Annotated in this window: 18 protein-coding genes and 2 pseudogenes; 12 read left to right on the top strand and 8 right to left on the bottom strand. The window is 69.5% G+C overall.

All coding sequences use genetic code 11. The annotated features are described in order from the left end of the window. Nucleotides 1–156: 156 nt before the first annotated feature. From ACFV9O_RS34220 to ACFV9O_RS34210, 3 genes are all read right to left on the bottom strand, one after another. Nucleotides 157–921, bottom strand: a complete 765-nt coding sequence (locus tag ACFV9O_RS34220; protein ID WP_385425112.1) for a transglycosylase SLT domain-containing protein — start codon at nucleotides 919–921, stop codon at nucleotides 157–159. Between the two features lie 294 nt (nucleotides 922–1,215). Then, nucleotides 1,216–2,280, bottom strand: coding sequence for an S-adenosylmethionine:tRNA ribosyltransferase-isomerase (locus ACFV9O_RS34215; RefSeq protein WP_385425109.1), 1,065 nt, complete (start codon nucleotides 2,278–2,280; stop codon nucleotides 1,216–1,218). Next, complete coding sequence (locus ACFV9O_RS34210; RefSeq protein WP_385425106.1) at nucleotides 2,277–2,981, bottom strand: SDR family NAD(P)-dependent oxidoreductase; 705 nt, start codon at nucleotides 2,979–2,981, stop codon at nucleotides 2,277–2,279. The genes ACFV9O_RS34215 and ACFV9O_RS34210 overlap by 4 nt, the downstream gene beginning before the upstream one ends. Nucleotides 2,982–3,150: 169 nt before the next feature. On the opposite strand from ACFV9O_RS34210, the gene ACFV9O_RS34205 reads away from it, so the two are divergent. The 3 genes from ACFV9O_RS34205 to ACFV9O_RS34195 all read left to right on the top strand — a co-directional run bounded on the left by ACFV9O_RS34205 (nucleotide 3,151) and on the right by ACFV9O_RS34195 (nucleotide 5,348). Further along, a complete protein-coding gene (locus ACFV9O_RS34205; protein ID WP_385425103.1) occupies nucleotides 3,151–4,296 on the top strand; it encodes a GAF domain-containing sensor histidine kinase in 1,146 nt (381 codons plus the stop codon). After that, nucleotides 4,289–4,933: a response regulator gene (locus ACFV9O_RS34200; RefSeq protein WP_385425101.1), complete on the top strand. Its 645-nt coding sequence runs from the start codon at nucleotides 4,289–4,291 to the stop codon at nucleotides 4,931–4,933. The genes ACFV9O_RS34205 and ACFV9O_RS34200 overlap by 8 nt, the downstream gene beginning before the upstream one ends. A gap of 172 nt (nucleotides 4,934–5,105) precedes the next feature. Beyond that, on the top strand, nucleotides 5,106–5,348 hold the full coding sequence (locus tag ACFV9O_RS34195) for a chaplin (RefSeq protein WP_385425098.1): 243 nt from the start codon (nucleotides 5,106–5,108) through the stop codon (nucleotides 5,346–5,348). A gap of 221 nt (nucleotides 5,349–5,569) precedes the next feature. On the opposite strand, the gene ACFV9O_RS34190 is transcribed toward ACFV9O_RS34195, so the two are convergent. Continuing rightward, nucleotides 5,570–6,358, bottom strand: coding sequence for a hypothetical protein (locus ACFV9O_RS34190; protein ID WP_385425096.1), 789 nt, complete (start codon nucleotides 6,356–6,358; stop codon nucleotides 5,570–5,572). Between the two features lie 143 nt (nucleotides 6,359–6,501). On the opposite strand from ACFV9O_RS34190, the gene ACFV9O_RS34185 reads away from it, so the two are divergent. From ACFV9O_RS34185 to ACFV9O_RS34170, 4 genes are all read left to right on the top strand, one after another. Next, nucleotides 6,502–7,293: an ABC transporter ATP-binding protein gene (locus ACFV9O_RS34185; RefSeq protein ID WP_385425093.1), complete on the top strand. Its 792-nt coding sequence runs from the start codon at nucleotides 6,502–6,504 to the stop codon at nucleotides 7,291–7,293. Between the two features lie 112 nt (nucleotides 7,294–7,405). Beyond that, a complete protein-coding gene (locus tag ACFV9O_RS34180; protein WP_385425086.1) occupies nucleotides 7,406–7,834 on the top strand; it encodes an NfeD family protein in 429 nt (142 codons plus the stop codon). 117 nt (nucleotides 7,835–7,951) lie between these two features. Beyond that, nucleotides 7,952–8,926: an SPFH domain-containing protein gene (locus tag ACFV9O_RS34175; protein ID WP_385425083.1), complete on the top strand. Its 975-nt coding sequence runs from the start codon at nucleotides 7,952–7,954 to the stop codon at nucleotides 8,924–8,926. A 118-nt stretch (nucleotides 8,927–9,044) separates the two neighbouring features. Continuing rightward, nucleotides 9,045–9,821 (top strand): sulfite exporter TauE/SafE family protein, encoded by a 777-nt coding sequence (locus ACFV9O_RS34170; RefSeq protein WP_385425080.1) that lies wholly within the window; start codon nucleotides 9,045–9,047, stop codon nucleotides 9,819–9,821. Between the two features lie 95 nt (nucleotides 9,822–9,916). On the opposite strand, the gene ACFV9O_RS34165 is transcribed toward ACFV9O_RS34170, so the two are convergent. The 3 genes from ACFV9O_RS34165 to ACFV9O_RS34155 all read right to left on the bottom strand — a co-directional run bounded on the left by ACFV9O_RS34165 (nucleotide 9,917) and on the right by ACFV9O_RS34155 (nucleotide 11,989). Beyond that, on the bottom strand, nucleotides 9,917–10,447 hold the full coding sequence (locus tag ACFV9O_RS34165; RefSeq protein ID WP_385425078.1) for an HNH endonuclease: 531 nt from the start codon (nucleotides 10,445–10,447) through the stop codon (nucleotides 9,917–9,919). A gap of 173 nt (nucleotides 10,448–10,620) precedes the next feature. Next, complete coding sequence (locus ACFV9O_RS34160) at nucleotides 10,621–11,154, bottom strand: YbhB/YbcL family Raf kinase inhibitor-like protein (RefSeq protein WP_385425076.1); 534 nt, start codon at nucleotides 11,152–11,154, stop codon at nucleotides 10,621–10,623. A 52-nt stretch (nucleotides 11,155–11,206) separates the two neighbouring features. Beyond that, nucleotides 11,207–11,989 (bottom strand): sporulation protein, encoded by a 783-nt coding sequence (locus ACFV9O_RS34155; protein WP_385425073.1) that lies wholly within the window; start codon nucleotides 11,987–11,989, stop codon nucleotides 11,207–11,209. Between the two features lie 85 nt (nucleotides 11,990–12,074). Between ACFV9O_RS34155 and ACFV9O_RS34150 the strand changes: the two are divergent. The 4 genes and pseudogenes from ACFV9O_RS34150 to ACFV9O_RS34135 form a co-directional block, all read left to right on the top strand. Further along, a pseudogene (locus ACFV9O_RS34150) lies at nucleotides 12,075–12,301 on the top strand (DNA-3-methyladenine glycosylase); the annotation flags it as partial. Nucleotides 12,302–12,343: 42 nt separating this feature from the next. Next, nucleotides 12,344–12,955: a DNA-3-methyladenine glycosylase gene (locus ACFV9O_RS34145; RefSeq protein ID WP_385425134.1), complete on the top strand. Its 612-nt coding sequence runs from the start codon at nucleotides 12,344–12,346 to the stop codon at nucleotides 12,953–12,955. Between the two features lie 430 nt (nucleotides 12,956–13,385). Beyond that, a complete protein-coding gene (locus ACFV9O_RS34140) occupies nucleotides 13,386–13,754 on the top strand; it encodes a hypothetical protein (protein WP_385425070.1) in 369 nt (122 codons plus the stop codon). A gap of 734 nt (nucleotides 13,755–14,488) precedes the next feature. Continuing rightward, a complete protein-coding gene (locus tag ACFV9O_RS34135; protein ID WP_385425067.1) occupies nucleotides 14,489–14,917 on the top strand; it encodes a VOC family protein in 429 nt (142 codons plus the stop codon). Between the two features lie 107 nt (nucleotides 14,918–15,024). On the opposite strand, the gene ACFV9O_RS34130 is transcribed toward ACFV9O_RS34135, so the two are convergent. Beyond that, nucleotides 15,025–15,867 carry a recombinase family protein gene (locus ACFV9O_RS34130; protein ID WP_385425065.1) on the bottom strand — a complete coding sequence of 281 codons (843 nt, stop codon included), beginning with the start codon at nucleotides 15,865–15,867 and terminating at the stop codon, nucleotides 15,025–15,027. A 58-nt stretch (nucleotides 15,868–15,925) separates the two neighbouring features. Between ACFV9O_RS34130 and ACFV9O_RS34125 the strand changes: the two are divergent. Then, nucleotides 15,926–16,327: pseudogene (locus ACFV9O_RS34125) on the top strand (DNA-3-methyladenine glycosylase); the annotation flags it as partial. Between the last annotated feature and the right edge of the window lie 359 nt (nucleotides 16,328–16,686).

Genomic DNA, 16,686 nt, shown 5'->3' with positions numbered 1-16,686 from the left:
TGGGTTTTTTGTCTCGTACCAAGGAGCTGGGGGTGGTGGAGAGGTAGCCACAATCCCCCGGGGAAAAACACGCAGAAGGGCGGCACCCCGTGCGGGGTGCCGCCCTTCGGCGTGTGCGTCCGGCGGCGGTACGGCCGTACCGCGGTACAGCGTCCGTCAGTAGGCGCTGTTGACGTTGTCCATGGAGCCGTAGCGGTCGGCCGCGTAGTTGCAGGCGGCGACGATGTTGGCGACCGGGTCGTACTGGTCCCAGGAGGTGCCGGGGATGTGGTAGGCGTCGAAGGTCGGCTTGATGACCTGCAGCAGGCCCTTCGAGGGGACGCCGTTGATGGCGTTGATGTCCCAGTCGTTGATCGCACGCGGGTTACCGGAGGACTCACGCATGATGTTGCGGTGGATGCCCTCGTAGGTGCCCGGGATGTTGTGCTTCTTCATGATGTCCATGGCCTCGCGGATCCAGCCGTCCAGGTTGTTCGCGTAGACGGGCTTACGGGCGGCGGCACGGCTGGCGGCGGCCTTCGCCTCGGCGCGCTGCTTCGCGGCGGCCTCGGCCTGGGCCTTGGCGGCAGCGGCGGCCTTCGCCTTCGCGGCAGCCTGCGCCTTCGCGGCGGCCTGGGCCTCGACCTTGGCCTTCAGCGCGACGGCGGCGTCGGCCTTGACCTTGGCCTGCTGCTGGGCCTTGGCGTCGAGGAAGGCGGACTGGTTGGCGATGCTCGCCTGAAGGGCGGCGGCCTTCGCCGTGTCGACGCTGGAGGACCAGGCGACGTTCGCCGAGGACACGGCCTGCGTTTCGGTCTCCGCGACGGCGTTGCCCGGGACGAGGGAGAACGCGAGGGCGGAGGCGCCAACGGCGGCCACACCGGCAATCGTGAACTTGTGGGTCTTGGACAGACGGGAACCGGGGGTGCGGGACGCGAACATGCGAGACGTACCTCTTCGAATAGCGGGGCGTCGCTACGGCCGGGTGGCTCAGCGCCTTCTCGGCGGCGACGGAACGCAATTCTTAGCGGCAGCAAAATCCTGTGGCAAAGGTGTGACGTACTACCCGAAATAGTGGATCAGGGGCTTTCCGGCATGCCCGGAAAATGCCCCTGTCGCCTGCTCACGTGATGCTTATCTGTCCCATTTGGTTCAACTAGCTCCCTTCGTAAGTGATGTGCGCCCTATGCGCGGGCTCACATCCGGCGCGCAACAACCTCACCAGGCGTTGATTCCTCATTGCAAAGCGTGAGGGTTGTCAGCCGGAAGGAGGAGGTGGACGTCCCCGAACTCGTGCCAGAGGTAGAGACGGCGTAGTGCCTCGGCATAACTTCCGGCCAGAGCCTCGCGTCCCGCGATCGCCTCCAGCATCAGCAGATGCGAGGCCTCCGGCTCGTGCAGCCCGGTCAGCAGCCCGTCCACCGCCCGCACCCCGCGTCCGGGCGTGACGACGAGATCGGTCCAGCCGGAAGCCGCCCGGACGACCCCGTCGGGGCCCGCGGCCGACTCCAGCGCCCGTACCGCCGTCGTCCCGACCGCGATGATCCTCCCCCCGCCCGCACGGGCGGCGTTCACCAGCCACGCGCTGGTCGCGGGCACCGCGAAGCGCTCCGGGTACGGCGGCTCGTGCGCCTCGGCCGACGCCACCCCCGTGTGCAGCGCGACCGGCGCGAACTGCACCCCCCGGCGCACCAGCTCCGCCACCAGCCGCTCGGTGAAGGGACGGGCGGCACTCGGCATCTCGGCAGAACCTGCCCCGTCCGCAGCCGGCAGCGCGAACACCGTCCGGTACGCGGACAGCGGCTGGTCCCGCTCGGTGTAGCGGTAGCGGATGGGCCTGCCGTACCTCCTCATCAGCGCCGGGACGCCGACCGGCGCGCGGGCCCACCACAACCGGTCCGCGCCGGGCACCAGCGGCTCCTCCGGTACGAGCAGCCCCCCGCCGGGCAGCCGGATCTGCGCCCCCGCCGGGCCGCCCGCCCTCGGCAGGGTGCTCCCGGCGCCGTCCGGGGAGCGCAGCTCCACCGCCCAGCGCCCGTCGTCCCCGCGCGTGGAGAAGTGGACGACCAGCCGTTCCGCGCCCAGCCGCCCGTTCACGGCGGCGGCCAGCGTCGCCGACGTGTTCACCACCAGCACGTCACCGGCCCGCAGCAGCCCCGGCAGCTCCCGGAACGCGTGGTGCGACACCTCCGCCCCGCGCGACACCATCAGCCGTACGTCGTCCCGCCCGCACCCGCGCTGCTCCGCCGGCACCCGCGCCGACCGCTCCGCCGGCACCCGCAGCGCCTCCAGCACCCTCATCGCGCACCCAGCAGTGAAGGCGCCGCGTACCGCCCGCTGGCGGGCCGCTCGTCCAGCAGCCGCAGGAACCCCGGCACCACGGTCTCCGGGCCCGGCCTCGGCCCGTCGTCGTCCGGCACGGCCGCCGCGTACAGATCCGTCCGCATGTCGCCCGGGTCGACCGCCCACACCCGCAGGTCCGGCTCCTCCACCGCCAGGACCGCCGCGAGATGGTCGAGCGCCGCCTTCGACGCCCCGTAACCGCCCCACGTCTCGTACGCCTCCGCCGCCGCGTCCGACGAGACCGCGATCACCGCGCCCGGCATACCCGCCGATCCGGCCCGCAGCAGCGGCAGCGCCTCCTGCACGAGCCCGAGCGCGGCCACCGCATTGGTCTCCAGCGCCACCCGCAGCCCTTCCAGCGGCAGCTCCTCCAGCCGCACCAGCGGCTCGGCACCCAGCGCGCCGGCGTTGCTCACCAGCAGATCGAGCGAGCCCAGGTCGCGGGCCGCGGACACCAGGTCCTTGCGGTGGCCGGCGTCCGTGACGTCCCCGGGCAGCGCCACGACCCGCGTCCCGTACTGCCTCAGCTCTCCGGCGGTCTTCTCCAGTACGGCCGCCGTCCGGGCGTCCAGCACCAGGTCCCAGCCACGCTGCGCGAGCGCCGCGGCCAGCGCACGCCCGAGCCCCTTCGACGCTCCCGTGATGATCGCGACAGGCATGTCGTCCGTCCCCTCTGTATCGGTGCCCCCAGAGTGGATCCGGGCCACGGCCGGCCACCTCGTCCCCAGGCCCGTACCGGCCAGGGCACTTCGACCTAGGCCCCGAGCCCCAATCGGCCGCCGTCCACAGCCCGATACGCACGGTCACGCCCGCCGGTACGGTGATCCCATGAGCCACCGACCGAGCTCCGGCCTCGCCGCCGTGAGCACCGCTCTCCTCGCGATGAGCAGGCATCTCGAGGTGCGCGACGTCCTCAAGACGATCGTCGCCTCGGCCCGCGAGCTGCTCGACGCCGAGTACGCGGCGCTGGGCGTGCCCGACGACCACGGAGGCTTCGCCCAGTTCGTCGTCGACGGCGTCAGCGACGAGCAGTGGCGGGCGATCGGCCCGCTCCCGCGCCAGCACGGCATCCTGGCCGCGATGCTCAGGGACGCGAAGCCCGAGCGGCTCGCCGACGTACGGAAGGACCCCCGCTTCGAGGGATGGCCCTCCGCCCATCCCGACATGTCCGACTTCCTGGGCCTGCCCATCAAGGACGGCGACGAGACGATCGGCGCGCTGTTCCTCGCCAACAAGCGGTGCCCCGCACCGGCAGGCGGCTGCGGCTTCACCGAGGACGACGAGGAGCTCCTCTCGATCCTCGCCCAGCACGCCGCGATCGCCCTCACCAACGCCCGGCTGTACGAGCGCAGCCGCGAGCTCACCATCGCCGAGGAGCGCTCTCGCCTCGCCCATGAGCTCCACGACGCCGTCAGCCAGAAGCTCTTCTCGCTCCGGCTGACCGCCCAGGCCGCGGCCAGGCTCGTGGACCGCGACCCCGTCCGCGCCAAGGGCGAGCTGCGGCAGGTCGCCGCCCTCGCCGCGGAGGCCGCCGACGAGCTGCGGGCCGCGGTGGTCGAGCTGCGCCCCGCGGCCCTCGACGAGGACGGCCTCGTCAACACGCTCCGTACGCAGATACAGGTCCTGGACCGCGCCCACACCGCCCGCGTCACGTTCGACAGCTGCGGGGTCCGGGCGCTGCCCGCGGCCCAGGAGGAGGCCCTCCTGCGGGTCGCCCAGGAGGCCCTGCACAACGCCCTGCGTCACTCGGGCGCGGAGCTCGTCGCGGTCAGCCTGGCCCGCAGGGGCCAGGGCGCGGTCCTCAGCGTCACGGACGACGGGAAGGGCTTCGAGCCCCGCTCGGTCCGCAGGGCCGGCCGTCACCTCGGCCTCGTGTCCATGCGCGACCGGGCGAGCGGTGTCGGCGGCACACTCACGGTGGAATCGGCGCCCGGCAAGGGCACCACGATCGAGATGGAGGTGCCCGGTGGGTGACAAGGCGATCCGGGTGCTGCTGGTGGACGACCATCAGGTCGTCCGCCGCGGCCTGCGTACGTTCCTCGAGGTACAGGACGACATCGAGGTCGTGGGGGAGGCGGGGGACGGCGATGAGGGCGTCGCACGCGCCGAGGAGCTGAAGCCCGACGTCGTCCTCATGGACGTGAAGATGCCCGGCACCGACGGCATCGAGGCCCTGCGCAAACTCCGCGCGCTCGCCAATCCCGCGAAGGTGCTGGTGGTCACGAGCTTCACCGAGCAGCGCACCGTGGTCCCCGCCCTGCGCGCCGGCGCGTCCGGTTACGTGTACAAGGACGTGGACCCGGATGCGCTGGCCGGCGCGATCCGCTCCGTGCACGCGGGCCATGTGCTGCTCCAGCCCGAGGTCGCGGGCGCGTTGCTGGCCCAGGACGATCCGAAGCCCGGGCAGGGGAGAGGGACGTCACTCACCGACCGGGAGCGCGAGGTGCTCGGTCTGATCGCCGACGGCCGCTCCAACCGCGAGATCGCGCGCGCCCTCGTCCTCTCCGAGAAGACGGTGAAGACGCATGTGTCGAACATTCTGATGAAGCTCGATCTGGCGGACCGCACCCAGGCCGCGCTCTGGGCGGTGCGCCATGGGCTCACCGGCTGATCGGATCGTTTCAGCAGGTCAGCGGGGCGGCCATCCGGACCGTCGTCTTCCGGTGTGAGATTCATACCGTCGGGTGCATGTCGCCCACATGGCGTATCCCGAACGGTGTTCCGGCGTTCTCCATGGCGTGCCGCGGCGATCCCGCCGCAGCGACGACCAGGAGGATCCTGAAGTGAAGAACCTGAAGAAGGCCGTTGCCGTCACCATGGTCGCCGGTGGCCTCGTCGCCGCGGGTGCCGGTGTTGCGTCCGCCACCTCCGCGCACGCCGACGGTCAGGCCACCCACTCCCCGGGCGTCGGCTCCGGCAACCTGGTCCAGGTCCCGGTCCACGTTCCGGTCAACGCCGTGGGCAACACCGTCAACGTCATCGGCCTGCTCAACCCGGCGTTCGGCAACGAGGGCGTCAACTTCTGACCCGCGGGCCGGCCGGCCCGACGCACTGCAGTGACCACCGGACCCCGGGCATCGCCCGGGGTCCGGTCGCGGTCCTTCTCTCGACGCACCCCTCGCACCGTTCGGCGCCGGGGCGCCTCGCGGCCAGGCGGCGGAGCCGCTCATGTCACAGCGGGGTGCACGCCGCGGTCACACCAGTCGCTGCCTCGACGCGGCGTCCGGCCGACGGGCCGGGGGTCCCGTCACGGGCGCCCGCGTTCCAGTTCCTCCACGTACGCGTTGTACGCCGCCACCTGGGCGCGCCGGGCCACCCGCTCGACCGGCCGCAGCGCAGCCCCCCGTGCGGCCATCTCCGACGCGCTCACCGCGCCCCCGTGCCCGTGGTCGTACGCCAGCGAGATCAGCAGCCCGATCCGCTGCGCCAGCTCCAGCACCCGCACCGCACGCGGCGGGTACCCGGGCGCCAGCAGCTCACGGCCCGCATGAGCGCGCGCTCGATACGCGTCCAGCGCGGCCTCCGCCACCGGGCCCGACGCCGCCACGTCGAGCCGCGACAGCACCGCCGTCGCCTCCCGCAGCGCCTCGGCGAGCTCCCGCTCCGCCTCCCCGAGCGAGGGCACGTCGGCCGGCGGAGCCTCCCGCACCGGCAGACAGTGCCAGACGACCTCCACATGGACGTCACCGGCCGGACCGGCCTCGTACACCTCCGGCACCAGCCCGTACGCCGCCCCGTGGCCGACGACCGCTTCCTCGGCCTCCAGTGCCCGCGCATTGAAGTCGGGCGGCCCGCTGAGTCCCAGCGGATGCCCCGGCGCGGGCAGCGCGACACGGAAGCCGGTCACGCCGAGCCCGCGCAGCCGCCCCAGCGCCAGCGTGAGCCCGACCGGGTCCGTTTCACCCGGCAGCCCTTCCACGCGGTGCACCGCGTCGTCCCCGACGATCGCGAGCGCCGCGTCATCCGGTGATACAAATCCGGCCAATAGGGCATTTCCCCACGAGGCCAGCCGTCCTGAGCGTGGTTCCGAGAGCATGGACCCAGCCTAGGGACCGGACCAGGCCGACGGCCCACCCGGCAGGTGGCGTAGGTTTTCCCTGGGAGCCACGCCCACAGGCGCACCGGACTCCCGGGACTTCTCGAGACCTCTCGACGATTGCATGGGGAGACAACGCGCTCATGAGCGATGTACTGGAGCTGGTGGACGTATCCGTGGTCCGCGACGGACGCGCTCTGGTGGACGACGTCTCCTGGTCGGTCAAAGAGGGCGAGCGCTGGGTGATCCTCGGGCCGAACGGCGCCGGCAAGACCACCCTGCTCAACATCGCCTCCAGCTATCTCTTCCCCACCACCGGCACCGCCACCGTCCTCGGCGACCGGCTCGGCAAGGTCGACGTCTTCGAGCTCCGCCCCCGCATCGGCATGGCCGGTATCGCCATGGCCGAGAAGCTGCCCAAGCGCCAGACCGTCCTGCAGACCGTCCTCACCGCCGCGTACGGCATGACCGCCACCTGGCACGAGGACTACGACGCCGTCGACGAGGAGCGCGCCCGCGCCTTCCTCGACCGGCTCGGCATGTCGGAATACCTGGACCGCAAGTTCGGCACCCTCTCCGAGGGCGAGCGCAAGCGCACCCTCATCGCCCGCGCGATGATGACCGACCCCGAGCTGCTCCTCCTCGACGAGCCTGCCGCAGGACTCGACCTCGGCGGCCGTGAGGATCTGGTGCGCCGCCTCGGCCGCCTCGCCCGCGACCCGTACGCACCCTCCATGATCATGGTCACCCACCATGTCGAGGAGATCGCCCCGGGCTTCACCCACGTCCTCATGATCCGCCAGGGCAAGGTGCTCGCCGCCGGCCCCATGGAGACCGAGCTGACCTCCCGCAACCTCTCCCTCTGCTTCGGTCTGCCGCTCGTCGTCGAGCGCAACGGGGAGCGCTGGACGGCCCAGGGACTCCCGCTCTCCTGACCCTGGCGGGCCCCAGCCGGACCTCGAACCGGGCCCAACCCGAGCCCCCGCACCGGCCTTCCGCCGATCACGCGCCCTGTCCGCGGCACCGCCGCGCCCCTACCATGCCCGTGTGGACATCGACGCATGGGTGTGGTGGCTGATCGCAGCGGTGGGACTGGGCATCCCGCTCGTGCTCACCGCCATGCCCGAACTCGGCATGCTCTCCGTCGGAGCGGTCGCCGGTGCCGTCACCGCGGGCCTCGGCTTCGGCGTGGTGACGCAAGTGGTGGTCTTCGCCGCGGTGTCGGTCGCGCTCATCGCGGTCGTACGGCCCATCGCGGCACGCCACAGCTCCCAGCGCCCCCAACTGGCCACGGGCGTGGATGCGCTGAGAGGCCGTCAGGCCGTCGTCCTGGAACGGGTCGACGGCAGCGGTGGCCGCATCAAGCTCGCCGGCGAGGTCTGGTCGGCGCGTTCCCTCGACACGGAACGGGCCTTCGAACCCGGCGAGCAGGTCGACGTCGTGGACATCGACGGAGCTACTGCCGTGGTCATGTGACCCCTCATCAGGTGACCACTCGTCATGATCATGTGACCGAACGGCCCCCACGACCGCCCGCGGTCTGGGAAACTCGATCATCAGACTCATCCGGCAGCGAAGGGCACGGGTAGCACGATGCCATCGATCATCATCGTCCTGGTCATTCTGGTGATCCTGGTGTTCATCGCCCTGATCAAGACGATCCAGGTCATCCCGCAGGCCAGTGCCGCCATCGTCGAACGCTTCGGCCGCTACACCCGGACCCTCAACGCGGGCCTGAACATCGTGGTCCCGTTCATCGACTCGATCCGCAACCGGATCGACCTCCGGGAACAAGTCGTCCCCTTCCCGCCCCAGCCGGTGATCACCCAGGACAACCTCGTCGTCAACATCGACACCGTCATCTACTACCAGGTGACCGACGCCCGGGCCGCGACCTACGAAGTGGCCAGCTACATCCAGGCGATCGAGCAGCTCACCGTCACCACCCTGCGCAACATCATCGGTGGCATGGACCTGGAGCGGACGCTCACCTCCCGCGAGGAGATCAACGCGGCCCTGCGCGGCGTCCTCGACGAGGCCACCGGCAAGTGGGGCATCCGCGTCAACCGCGTCGAGCTCAAGGCCATCGAGCCCCCGACCTCCATCCAGGACTCGATGGAGAAGCAGATGCGCGCCGACCGTGACAAGCGCGCCGCGATCCTGACCGCCGAAGGTATCCGCCAGTCGCAGATCCTCACCGCCGAGGGTGAGAAGCAGTCCGCGATCCTGCGCGCCGAAGGTGAGGCCAAGGCGGCCGCCCTGCGCGCCGAGGGCGAGGCCCAGGCGATCCGCACGGTCTTCGAGTCCATCCACGCCGGGGACCCCGACCAGAAGCTGCTGTCGTACCAGTACCTCCAGATGCTCCCGAAGATCGCCGAGGGCGACGCCAACAAGCTCTGGATCGTGCCCAGCGAGATCGGCGACGCGCTCAAGGGCCTCTCCGGCGCCCTCGGCAGCTTCGGCGGCGGCCCGCTCGGCGGCAACAAGGGCGGCAACGGCAACGGGGGGCACACCATCCCGCAGCAGGGCAACGGCACCGAACGGCGCGAGCAGCCTCCCATCGACTGACACATCCCCTCCCGACCGACACAACCCCCCTTGGCCGACGGATACGTGCAGTCGTGCATGATCAGTGGAGCCCCTCGACCTTCACGGCGGGGAGGCGGCACCCTGATCATGTAAGGAGATGGCTTTGTCCATCTGGGAAGCGCTCGCGGTCTTCGCCGCCGGTACGGCAGCGGGCACGATCAACACCATTGTCGGCTCGGGAACCCTCATCACCTTTCCCGTCCTGCTGGCCACCGGCCTGCCCCCGGTCACCGCGACCGTCTCGAACGCCCTCGGCCTGATACCGGGATCGGTCAGCGGAGCCATCGGCTACCGCGCGGAGCTCACCGGCCAGCGCCGCCGCATCCTCCGCCTCGGCACCGCCGCCCTCATCGGCGGCCTCGGCGGCGCGATGCTGCTGCTCCTGCTGCCCTCGACGGCCTTCGAGACCGTCGTCCCCGTCCTGGTCGCCCTCGCCCTCGTACTCGTGATCCTGCAGCCCCGGATCACCCGGGCCGTCCAGCGCCGACGCGAGCGAAACGGCTCCGAGGACCCGCACCCCGACGGGGGACCACTCCTCTTCGTCGCCATCATGCTCGCCAGCGTCTACGGCGGTTACTTCACCGCCGCCCAGGGGATCATCTACCTCTCCCTCATGGGCATGCTGCTCCACGACAGCCTGCAGCGTCTCAACGCCGCCAAGAACGTCCTCGCAGCGATCGTCAACGGCATCGCCGCGCTCTTCTTCCTCTTCGTCGCCGACTTCGACTGGACCGCGGTCCTGTTGATCGCGGTCGGCTCCGCCATCGGCGGCCAGATCGGCGCCAAGATCGGCCGAAGGCTCCCGCCCGTCGTGCTGCGGACCGTGATCGTCGTCGTGGGCACGGTCGCCATCGTCCAGCTGGTACTGCGCTGACACCGCCGTCGCCACCGGCCCGGCCGTCGCGCGGGCACACGGAAGCCCGCCTCCCGAAGGAGGCGGGCGTCGACTTCTCCCGTCCGACCGCGCGGCTACGCTGCGGACCGAGCGACCGTCGACGAGCCGTGCTGCGCCAGCCACTCCGGCAGCGCCGACCGCTCACCCGCCCGCAGCGCCAGCAGCATTGCGTCCGCCGGGGTCGGTACGAAGGGCTCCTGCAGCAGCGGCATCCCCGCCTGCTCCGGCGTACGGTCCGCCTTGCGGTGATTGTCCTCGGCACAGGACGCGACCGTGTTCAGCCAGCTGTCCGCACCACCCTGCGACCGCGGCACCACGTGGTCCACGGTCGTCGCCCGCCTCCCGCAGTACGCGCACCTGTGCTGGTCCCGTACCAGGACACCCCGCCTCGACCACGGCGCCTGTCTTCGGAACGGCACCCGTACGTACCTGCAGAGCCTGATCACCCGCGGCACCGGAAGATCGACCGCGGCACCGCGCACACGCAGCTCGGGGTGGGACTGCTCGACGACGGCCTTGTCCTGCAGCACAAGCACCACCGCACGGTTGAGCGTCACCGTCGACAGCGGCTCGAAGCTCGCGTTGAGTACCAGCGTGTCCCGCATTGTGCCCCACCTCCCGTGTGCCGGCCCGGCCCTTGTGGCGGGCTCTGGGCTTGGATCAACTCTGGCCGGGCACGCCGCGATGGACAACGCAATATCCGCGCACAACGAAAGATGCCCGCTCCTGATCTCTCCAAGACCAGGAGCGGGCAAACAACAAGCGAACCCTCGGAAAGCTACCCGCGGTTCTCGTACTCTCCGATGAGCTGGGCCCGCGCGAGTGCGTGGAACCGCAGATTGAAGCCCACGACCGCAGGCGACACATCGTCACCGGGTCCCAGCTTCTCGCTGTCCACCGCGTACACGGTGAAGACGTAGCGGTGCGGCCCGTCGCCCTTCGGGGGCGCGGCCCCGCCGAAGTCCTTCGACCCGTAGTCGTTACGGACGTGCACGGCGCCCTTGGGCAGCCCCTCGAACTTCCCGCTGCCGGCGCCGACCGGCAGCTCCGTCACCGACGCCGGAATGTCGAACAGCACCCAGTGCCAGAACCCGCTCCCCGTCGGCGCGTCCGGGTCGAAGCACGTCACCGCGAAGCTCTTCGTCTCCGCGGGGAAGCCCTCCCAGCTCAGCTGCGGCGACGTGTTGCCGGCCGAGTAGACCTGGGCGTCCTTCAGGACTCCACCCGGCTCGATGTCGGCACTCGTCACCGTGAACGACGGCACCGGCGGATGGAAGTCATGAGGCAGCGGAGCCCTCTTCGCCTCGGTCACGTCTGAACCTCCGAATCGGCGTTCCTGCGCTTACGCGCTTGCGGCACCGAGCCTAGAGCCAGTTACGACGACCGCCGACATCCGCGAGCCACTGGTTGAGGTAAGCGGCGTAATCCGTCGCCTGGAAGTTGTGCACGTCCACCTGGAACGCGCGGTACGAGTCACTGCCCTCGCTGAACAGCCCGGGCTTCTTGTCCATCTCCAGGACGACGTCCATCTCCCGGTTGTCGGCGATGAACGTCAGCTCGACCTGGTTCAGCCCCCGGTACTGCTGCGGCGGCAGGAACTCGATCTCCTGGTAGAACGGCAGCTGCTGCCGCGTCCCGCGAATGTGTCCGCGCTCCATGTCGGCGCTCTTGAAGCGGAAGCCCAGCTGGATGAACGCGTCGAGAATCGCCTGCTGAGCAGGCAGCGGGTGCACATGGATCGGGTCCAGGTCACCGGAGTCCACGGCACGGGCGATTTCCAGCTCGGTCGTCACACCGATGTTCATCCCGTGCAGCTGCTGCCCCGCGATGCTGGTGATCGGCGTCTCCCAGGGGATCTCCAGACCGAACGGCACCACGTGCAGGGCGCCGGCCTTCACCTCGAAGGCACCGCCGAGACGCTGCTTGGTGAACTCGATGGCCTGCTTGACCTCCTGGTCACCGCCCTCGACCTCGACGCGCGCCTGCAGACCGACCGACAGCCCCTCGATCTGCTGATCGACAGAACCGCCCTGTATCCGCACCTCACCCTGCACGACGCCGCCCGGAACGACGTTCGCCTCGGTCAGCTCCGTCTCGACGGACGCACCGCCGGCACCCAAGCTCGCGAGCAGCCTCTTGAAGCCCATGTTCATTCCCTCCTGTGTCCTGACCCCTACATACGCGCGAAGACGGTAGTCGGTTCCCCGGAGGGGGCGAGTACCCTCGTACGCCATGATCGAGAGCCCTGACCGTACGCCGCTGCCCCGGGACTTCTTCGACCGCCCCGTCCTGGAGGTCGCCCCGGACCTCCTCGGCCGCACGCTGGTGCGCCGGACCGACGACGGCCTCGTCGAACTCCGGCTCACCGAGGTGGAGGCATACGCGGGCGAAGCCGACCCGGGTTCCCACGCCTACCGCGGCCGCACCGCCCGCAACGGAGTGATGTTCGGCCCGCGCCACGCCTACGTCTACTTCACCTATGGCATGTCAAGGCGGTCAGCATGAACGTTGACCTCCTCGCCCACCCTGCCGAAGACGTAGCCCCCAAGCTGCTCGGGAGCGTCCTCACCTGCAAGACCCCCGAGGGAACCGTGAGCATCGCCATCACGGAGACCGAGGCGTACTCCGGTACGGCTGACCCAGCTTCCCATGCCTACCGAGGCCAGACACCCCGTAACGCCGTCATGTTCGGACCCGCAGGACACCTGTACATCTACCGGTCCCACGGTCTCCACTGGTGCGCCAACGTCGTCACCGGGACGGACGGCATCGCCTCGGCTGTCCTCATCCGGGCAGGCAGGGTCATCGAGGGGGAAGACCTGGCACGCAAGCGACGAGGGGAGAGGGTCGAGAGTCCACGGCTTGCCCGAGGTCCGGGGAACTTCTGTCAGGCACTCGGCATCACGGCGGAGCACAACGGCGCAGACCTCCTGACAGGTACCTCGGTCGTGTTGTCCGAGGGTGAGCCTGTACCTGCCGCGCTCATCCAGGTTGGTCCTCGGGTAGGTGTGAGCAAGGCCCACGACTGGCAACACCGGTTCTACCTCGCCGGTGATCCGACGGTCTCGGCGTACCGGCTGAGCCCGAGAGCCAAACCGTCCGCCGGAGCCTGAGCCGCTGTGCGCCTTGCTCACGGCCCGCCGGTGAGTCGGCGCGGAGTTGGGCCAGAAGATGCGTGATCGTTCGCGAGCGTGGCGCGTGACGCGTTCCTGGCCGGTCGAGTGACTGTCGACGTGTGCCGACTCGGGCCGGACAGGGGGATGGCCGGGTACATCAGCGGATAGCCGAACAGAGCACCACACGGGCGGGCTCCCTGAACTGGGTCCTCCCTCCTTCGTGTACGATCCCTCGGCCAGGTCGCCGCCGTCGCTCCCGACCGCACGAGACCGAGTCCAGGCCCGCAGGCTTGGGCGTCCACCTGTGAAACGAGACCGCGCCACCTGTGCCGGTCCACCCCCGCAACGAAAGGGAGGCGCATGTCCCGCCGTCCGGCGGGGGTCACTGGCGCATCCGTGTGCGCCTCACAGGAAGGAGCCGCACTCGGTGGCTATCAGCTTCGGCCATGACCGCCCGTGGGGCGGAGTCTCCCAGCATGAGTACCGGCGTATGGCGCAGCACCCCGGACACCCGCTCGCCTACCGCGTCCACTTCGCCGCCATCGGATGGGCAGACCGGCAAGGACACGCAAGCTTCGAGCCCGGCCGGCTGGCCGCGCTGCTGGGCAAGGGCGGTAAGCCGCTGTCCGACCAGAGCACCCGCAACGCGGTGGCCCGTGCCAAGGAGCTGAACCTCGTGTCGCCCCGTTCCGGGGCCGCCTGTCTCGTCCTCCCTCCCCACCTGTTCCAGAAGGGCAAGGTGCGCCAGTCCCCTGCCGCCTCCATCAGAGCCGATGACTACATCCCGGGCGTGTAGTTAGAGCACGCCTGGCGTGTACCCACATAGCCTCTGGCCTGCGGAAACGTTCGCGTCCTCTCTTATCTATTTAGCCCCAGTGCAGTGCGGCCCCTGTCGGGGCCGACTGAAGAAGGAAGCCAGGCTCAACGGCAAAGGGAACTGGCAGGGGGCGGCCTACCGGCCGCCAGAGTCGCAAGCGGCCTACGACAGTGCGGCCCCGAAGGGGGCCGACAGGAGCAAGCCAGCGAGACCAAGGGGGCGCTCCCGCGCCCCACAGGCGCAGCCGAAAGGCCCTGTTCTTTGCAGGCTTCCGCCGTCGCGCTCAGCCAAGCACAAGCCTGTGACCAGGTCATACGCTCTCGCCGTGGCGGTCTGCGCGCAGGACAGATGGGCCCTGAAACCGTGGCGGAATCTTGGCTGCTAAGACACGGCGGTCGAGCAAGGCCCCTTCAAGGGGTCATACCCCACCCCTTCCGCCGTCGCCAGGCTGGCCCGCGTCGTGGCACACGAACGGCTGTGCGCCCGCGTGAGCGGCTGGCAGGCCGCACCACTGGCAGGCACGCGGGAGCACAGCGACAGGCAGACAGGCGCACGCCCGTTGCTGCAACGCACTGGGCGGTCATGTCCCCTGTGTTGGTGTAGCTGTCGGTGGACTGCCCCTTCAGGAAGACGACTGACGAAAGGCGCTCGGCCTGCGCGGCGATGGCACCCTGGGGGTTTCGCTGAAGAGCACGCGCCAATACGGTGGCCCGGTGACGTCGATCAAGAAGTTCCAAGTCACCTTCGACTGCGCAGAACCTGAGCGCCTCGCCCGTTTCTGGTGCGAGGTGTTGGGGTACGTCGTACCGCCGCCACCCGAGGGGTTTGCCACGTGGGACGATTTCAAGCGCTCACAGCCACCTGAGCAGCAGGACGCATGGTTTGCCTGCATTGACCCCTCAGGCGTGGGTCCGCGACTGTACTTCCAGCGCGTCCCCGAGGGGAAGGCCGCCAAGAACCGGCTGCATCTTGACGTGCGGGTCGGCACCGGACTCGTGGGTGAAGAGCGTCTCGCTGCACTTGAGGCCGAGTGCGCACGGCTGGTCCCGCTCGGGGCGGTACACGTGCGAACGCTGTATGACGGCAATGATTCGTGCATCCCGATGCTGGACATCGAGGGCAACGAGTTCTGCATCGACTGAGGGGCCGCGAACATCCCCTCCTTCGGCCATGTCCCGCAGAGCGGTGTAATGGCGCGGCAGCGCCTGGTGCCCCCTCTTCCCGCCGCCCGTGTTGCGCTCAGGGTCGCTCAGGTAGCGCACCAGGGCCCGGAACATGCCCTCGGAGACGATCGGCTCCCAGTTGCCTGTGTGCCGGTCTCCTCGGTCACCCGTACGCGTCTCCCATCCGGCTTCTCGACCCACTGGGAGTACGTCTGGATGCCCGCGTTCCTCGGCTTCAAAAGGACGCCCCGGAGGTTCGAGCTACGCCACTCCTTGCCGTGTGGCGAGAGCAGCTCGCGAGCGTTCCAGTCCTTCGCGATGGACCACAGGGAGACACCGGCCAGGACATCCCGGTACGCCTGCCGCAGGGCTTCCGCCTCCTCGTCGCGATGAGTGCCGTCGCGCTCGAAGCCGAAGGGGCGGGTGCTCCAGAAGGGCCTGCCCGACTCCCTGCGGCGCTGATGACCGAGCACCTGACGCTCTACTCGCATCTCGGTCTCGTTCTCGGCCACCGCAGCGCCGATGCGCGCAGCCAGACGACCCGAAGGAGTTGCCAAGTCCAGGACTCCCTGAGCCTGTGCGGCGGCCAGATGAACGCCGGTCTCCTCGGCCAGGTCCACCAACTCGACCAGGTCTCGTGTCGTGCGGTAGAGGCGGTCGTAGTGCCTGGCTACGACGACATCAGCCGTACCCGTGCGAACCAGCTCGACCACGCGCTTCCAGCCTTCACCGCGAGCCGACACCTTGCGGCCCTCAACGACGCGGAACTTCGAGGCCGAAGAGTCCTTCTCTGTGATGACCTCGACAACCGTCCAGCCGTTCCGGTCGCACAGTGCCTGGCTCAGTTCGACCTGTTGCGTGAGGTTCCCACCCTTGGACTCCTCGCCCCTCGGGGTCGGGCTGAGCCTGGCGCAGATAATCGCTCGCACTGCCTGTCTCTCCTGCTCGTCGTCGCCTTGCCGATGATGCGACGACGTACATGCTCAGTACGTTACCTACGGTATGCGGCACTGCCTCAATCTCGTGTGCGGCCCCGAGGGCACCGCCAGCGGGGTCCTGCTGCGCGCGGGCGAGATCCGAGTGGGCACCGAGCTCGCCCGTAAACGTCGAGTCTCGGCCCGAAATGACAAGGAACTGGCCAAAGGCCCGGCCCGCCTGGCCACGGCCCTCGACATCGACCGCACCCTCGACGGCGCCGACGTCTGCGCCGGCCCGGACGCCCCTCTGCACATCGTCACCGGCACGCCTCCCACCGCTGACCAGGTACGCAACGGCCCGCGCACGGGAGTGGGCGGCGCGGGAGCCGACCACCCCTGGCGCTACTGGATCACCGACGACCTCACCGTGAGTCCCTACCGGCCTCACGCGCCACGCCGCAGGTCAACTTGACTCGGCGTTTCGAGACGCCTAACGTAGCCCGAGCCGCTTGAACAGGGACTGCTGTTCTACAGCCCCCGAAGCGGCCATCCACTACCTGCGACGAACCCAAACAGGGTGCGATTTCGGCATGCCGAAATTCAACCCGATCGGCTCGATTATGAGTCGCCGGGGAAATCGGCTAACGTAGTGAACACGCCGAAAGGCAAAAGGCCCTCCAACGGCCACCGGAAACAGAATCCGAACCGGAAACGGAACGGAAAATGAATCTGGTAGGGTTGGAAACACCGAAGGGAAGCGCCCGGAGGAAAGCCCGAGAGGGTGAGTACGAAGGAAGCGTCCGTTCCTTGAGAACTCAACAGCGTGCCAAA

It is taken from the genome of Streptomyces sp. NPDC059909 (assembly GCF_042730885.1).
Lineage (GTDB): Bacteria > Actinomycetota > Actinomycetes > Streptomycetales > Streptomycetaceae > Streptomyces.
This window is presented reverse-complemented; position numbering and strand designations above follow the sequence as displayed.

Coding starts and splice junctions, on each gene's coding strand:
- ACFV9O_RS34220 (WP_385425112.1), bottom strand. CDS start 921: ATGTTCGCGTCCCGCACCCCCGGTTCCCGTCTGTCCAAGACCCACAAG.
- ACFV9O_RS34215 (WP_385425109.1), bottom strand. CDS start 2,280: ATGAGGGTGCTGGAGGCGCTGCGGGTGCCGGCGGAGCGGTCGGCGCGG.
- ACFV9O_RS34210 (WP_385425106.1), bottom strand. CDS start 2,981: ATGCCTGTCGCGATCATCACGGGAGCGTCGAAGGGGCTCGGGCGTGCG.
- ACFV9O_RS34205 (WP_385425103.1), top strand. CDS start 3,151: ATGAGCCACCGACCGAGCTCCGGCCTCGCCGCCGTGAGCACCGCTCTC.
- ACFV9O_RS34190 (WP_385425096.1), bottom strand. CDS start 6,358: ATGCTCTCGGAACCACGCTCAGGACGGCTGGCCTCGTGGGGAAATGCC.
- ACFV9O_RS34185 (WP_385425093.1), top strand. CDS start 6,502: ATGAGCGATGTACTGGAGCTGGTGGACGTATCCGTGGTCCGCGACGGA.
- ACFV9O_RS34175 (WP_385425083.1), top strand. CDS start 7,952: ATGCCATCGATCATCATCGTCCTGGTCATTCTGGTGATCCTGGTGTTC.
- ACFV9O_RS34170 (WP_385425080.1), top strand. CDS start 9,045: ATGGCTTTGTCCATCTGGGAAGCGCTCGCGGTCTTCGCCGCCGGTACG.
- ACFV9O_RS34165 (WP_385425078.1), bottom strand. CDS start 10,447: ATGCGGGACACGCTGGTACTCAACGCGAGCTTCGAGCCGCTGTCGACG.
- ACFV9O_RS34155 (WP_385425073.1), bottom strand. CDS start 11,989: ATGGGCTTCAAGAGGCTGCTCGCGAGCTTGGGTGCCGGCGGTGCGTCC.
- ACFV9O_RS34145 (WP_385425134.1), top strand. CDS start 12,344: ATGAACGTTGACCTCCTCGCCCACCCTGCCGAAGACGTAGCCCCCAAG.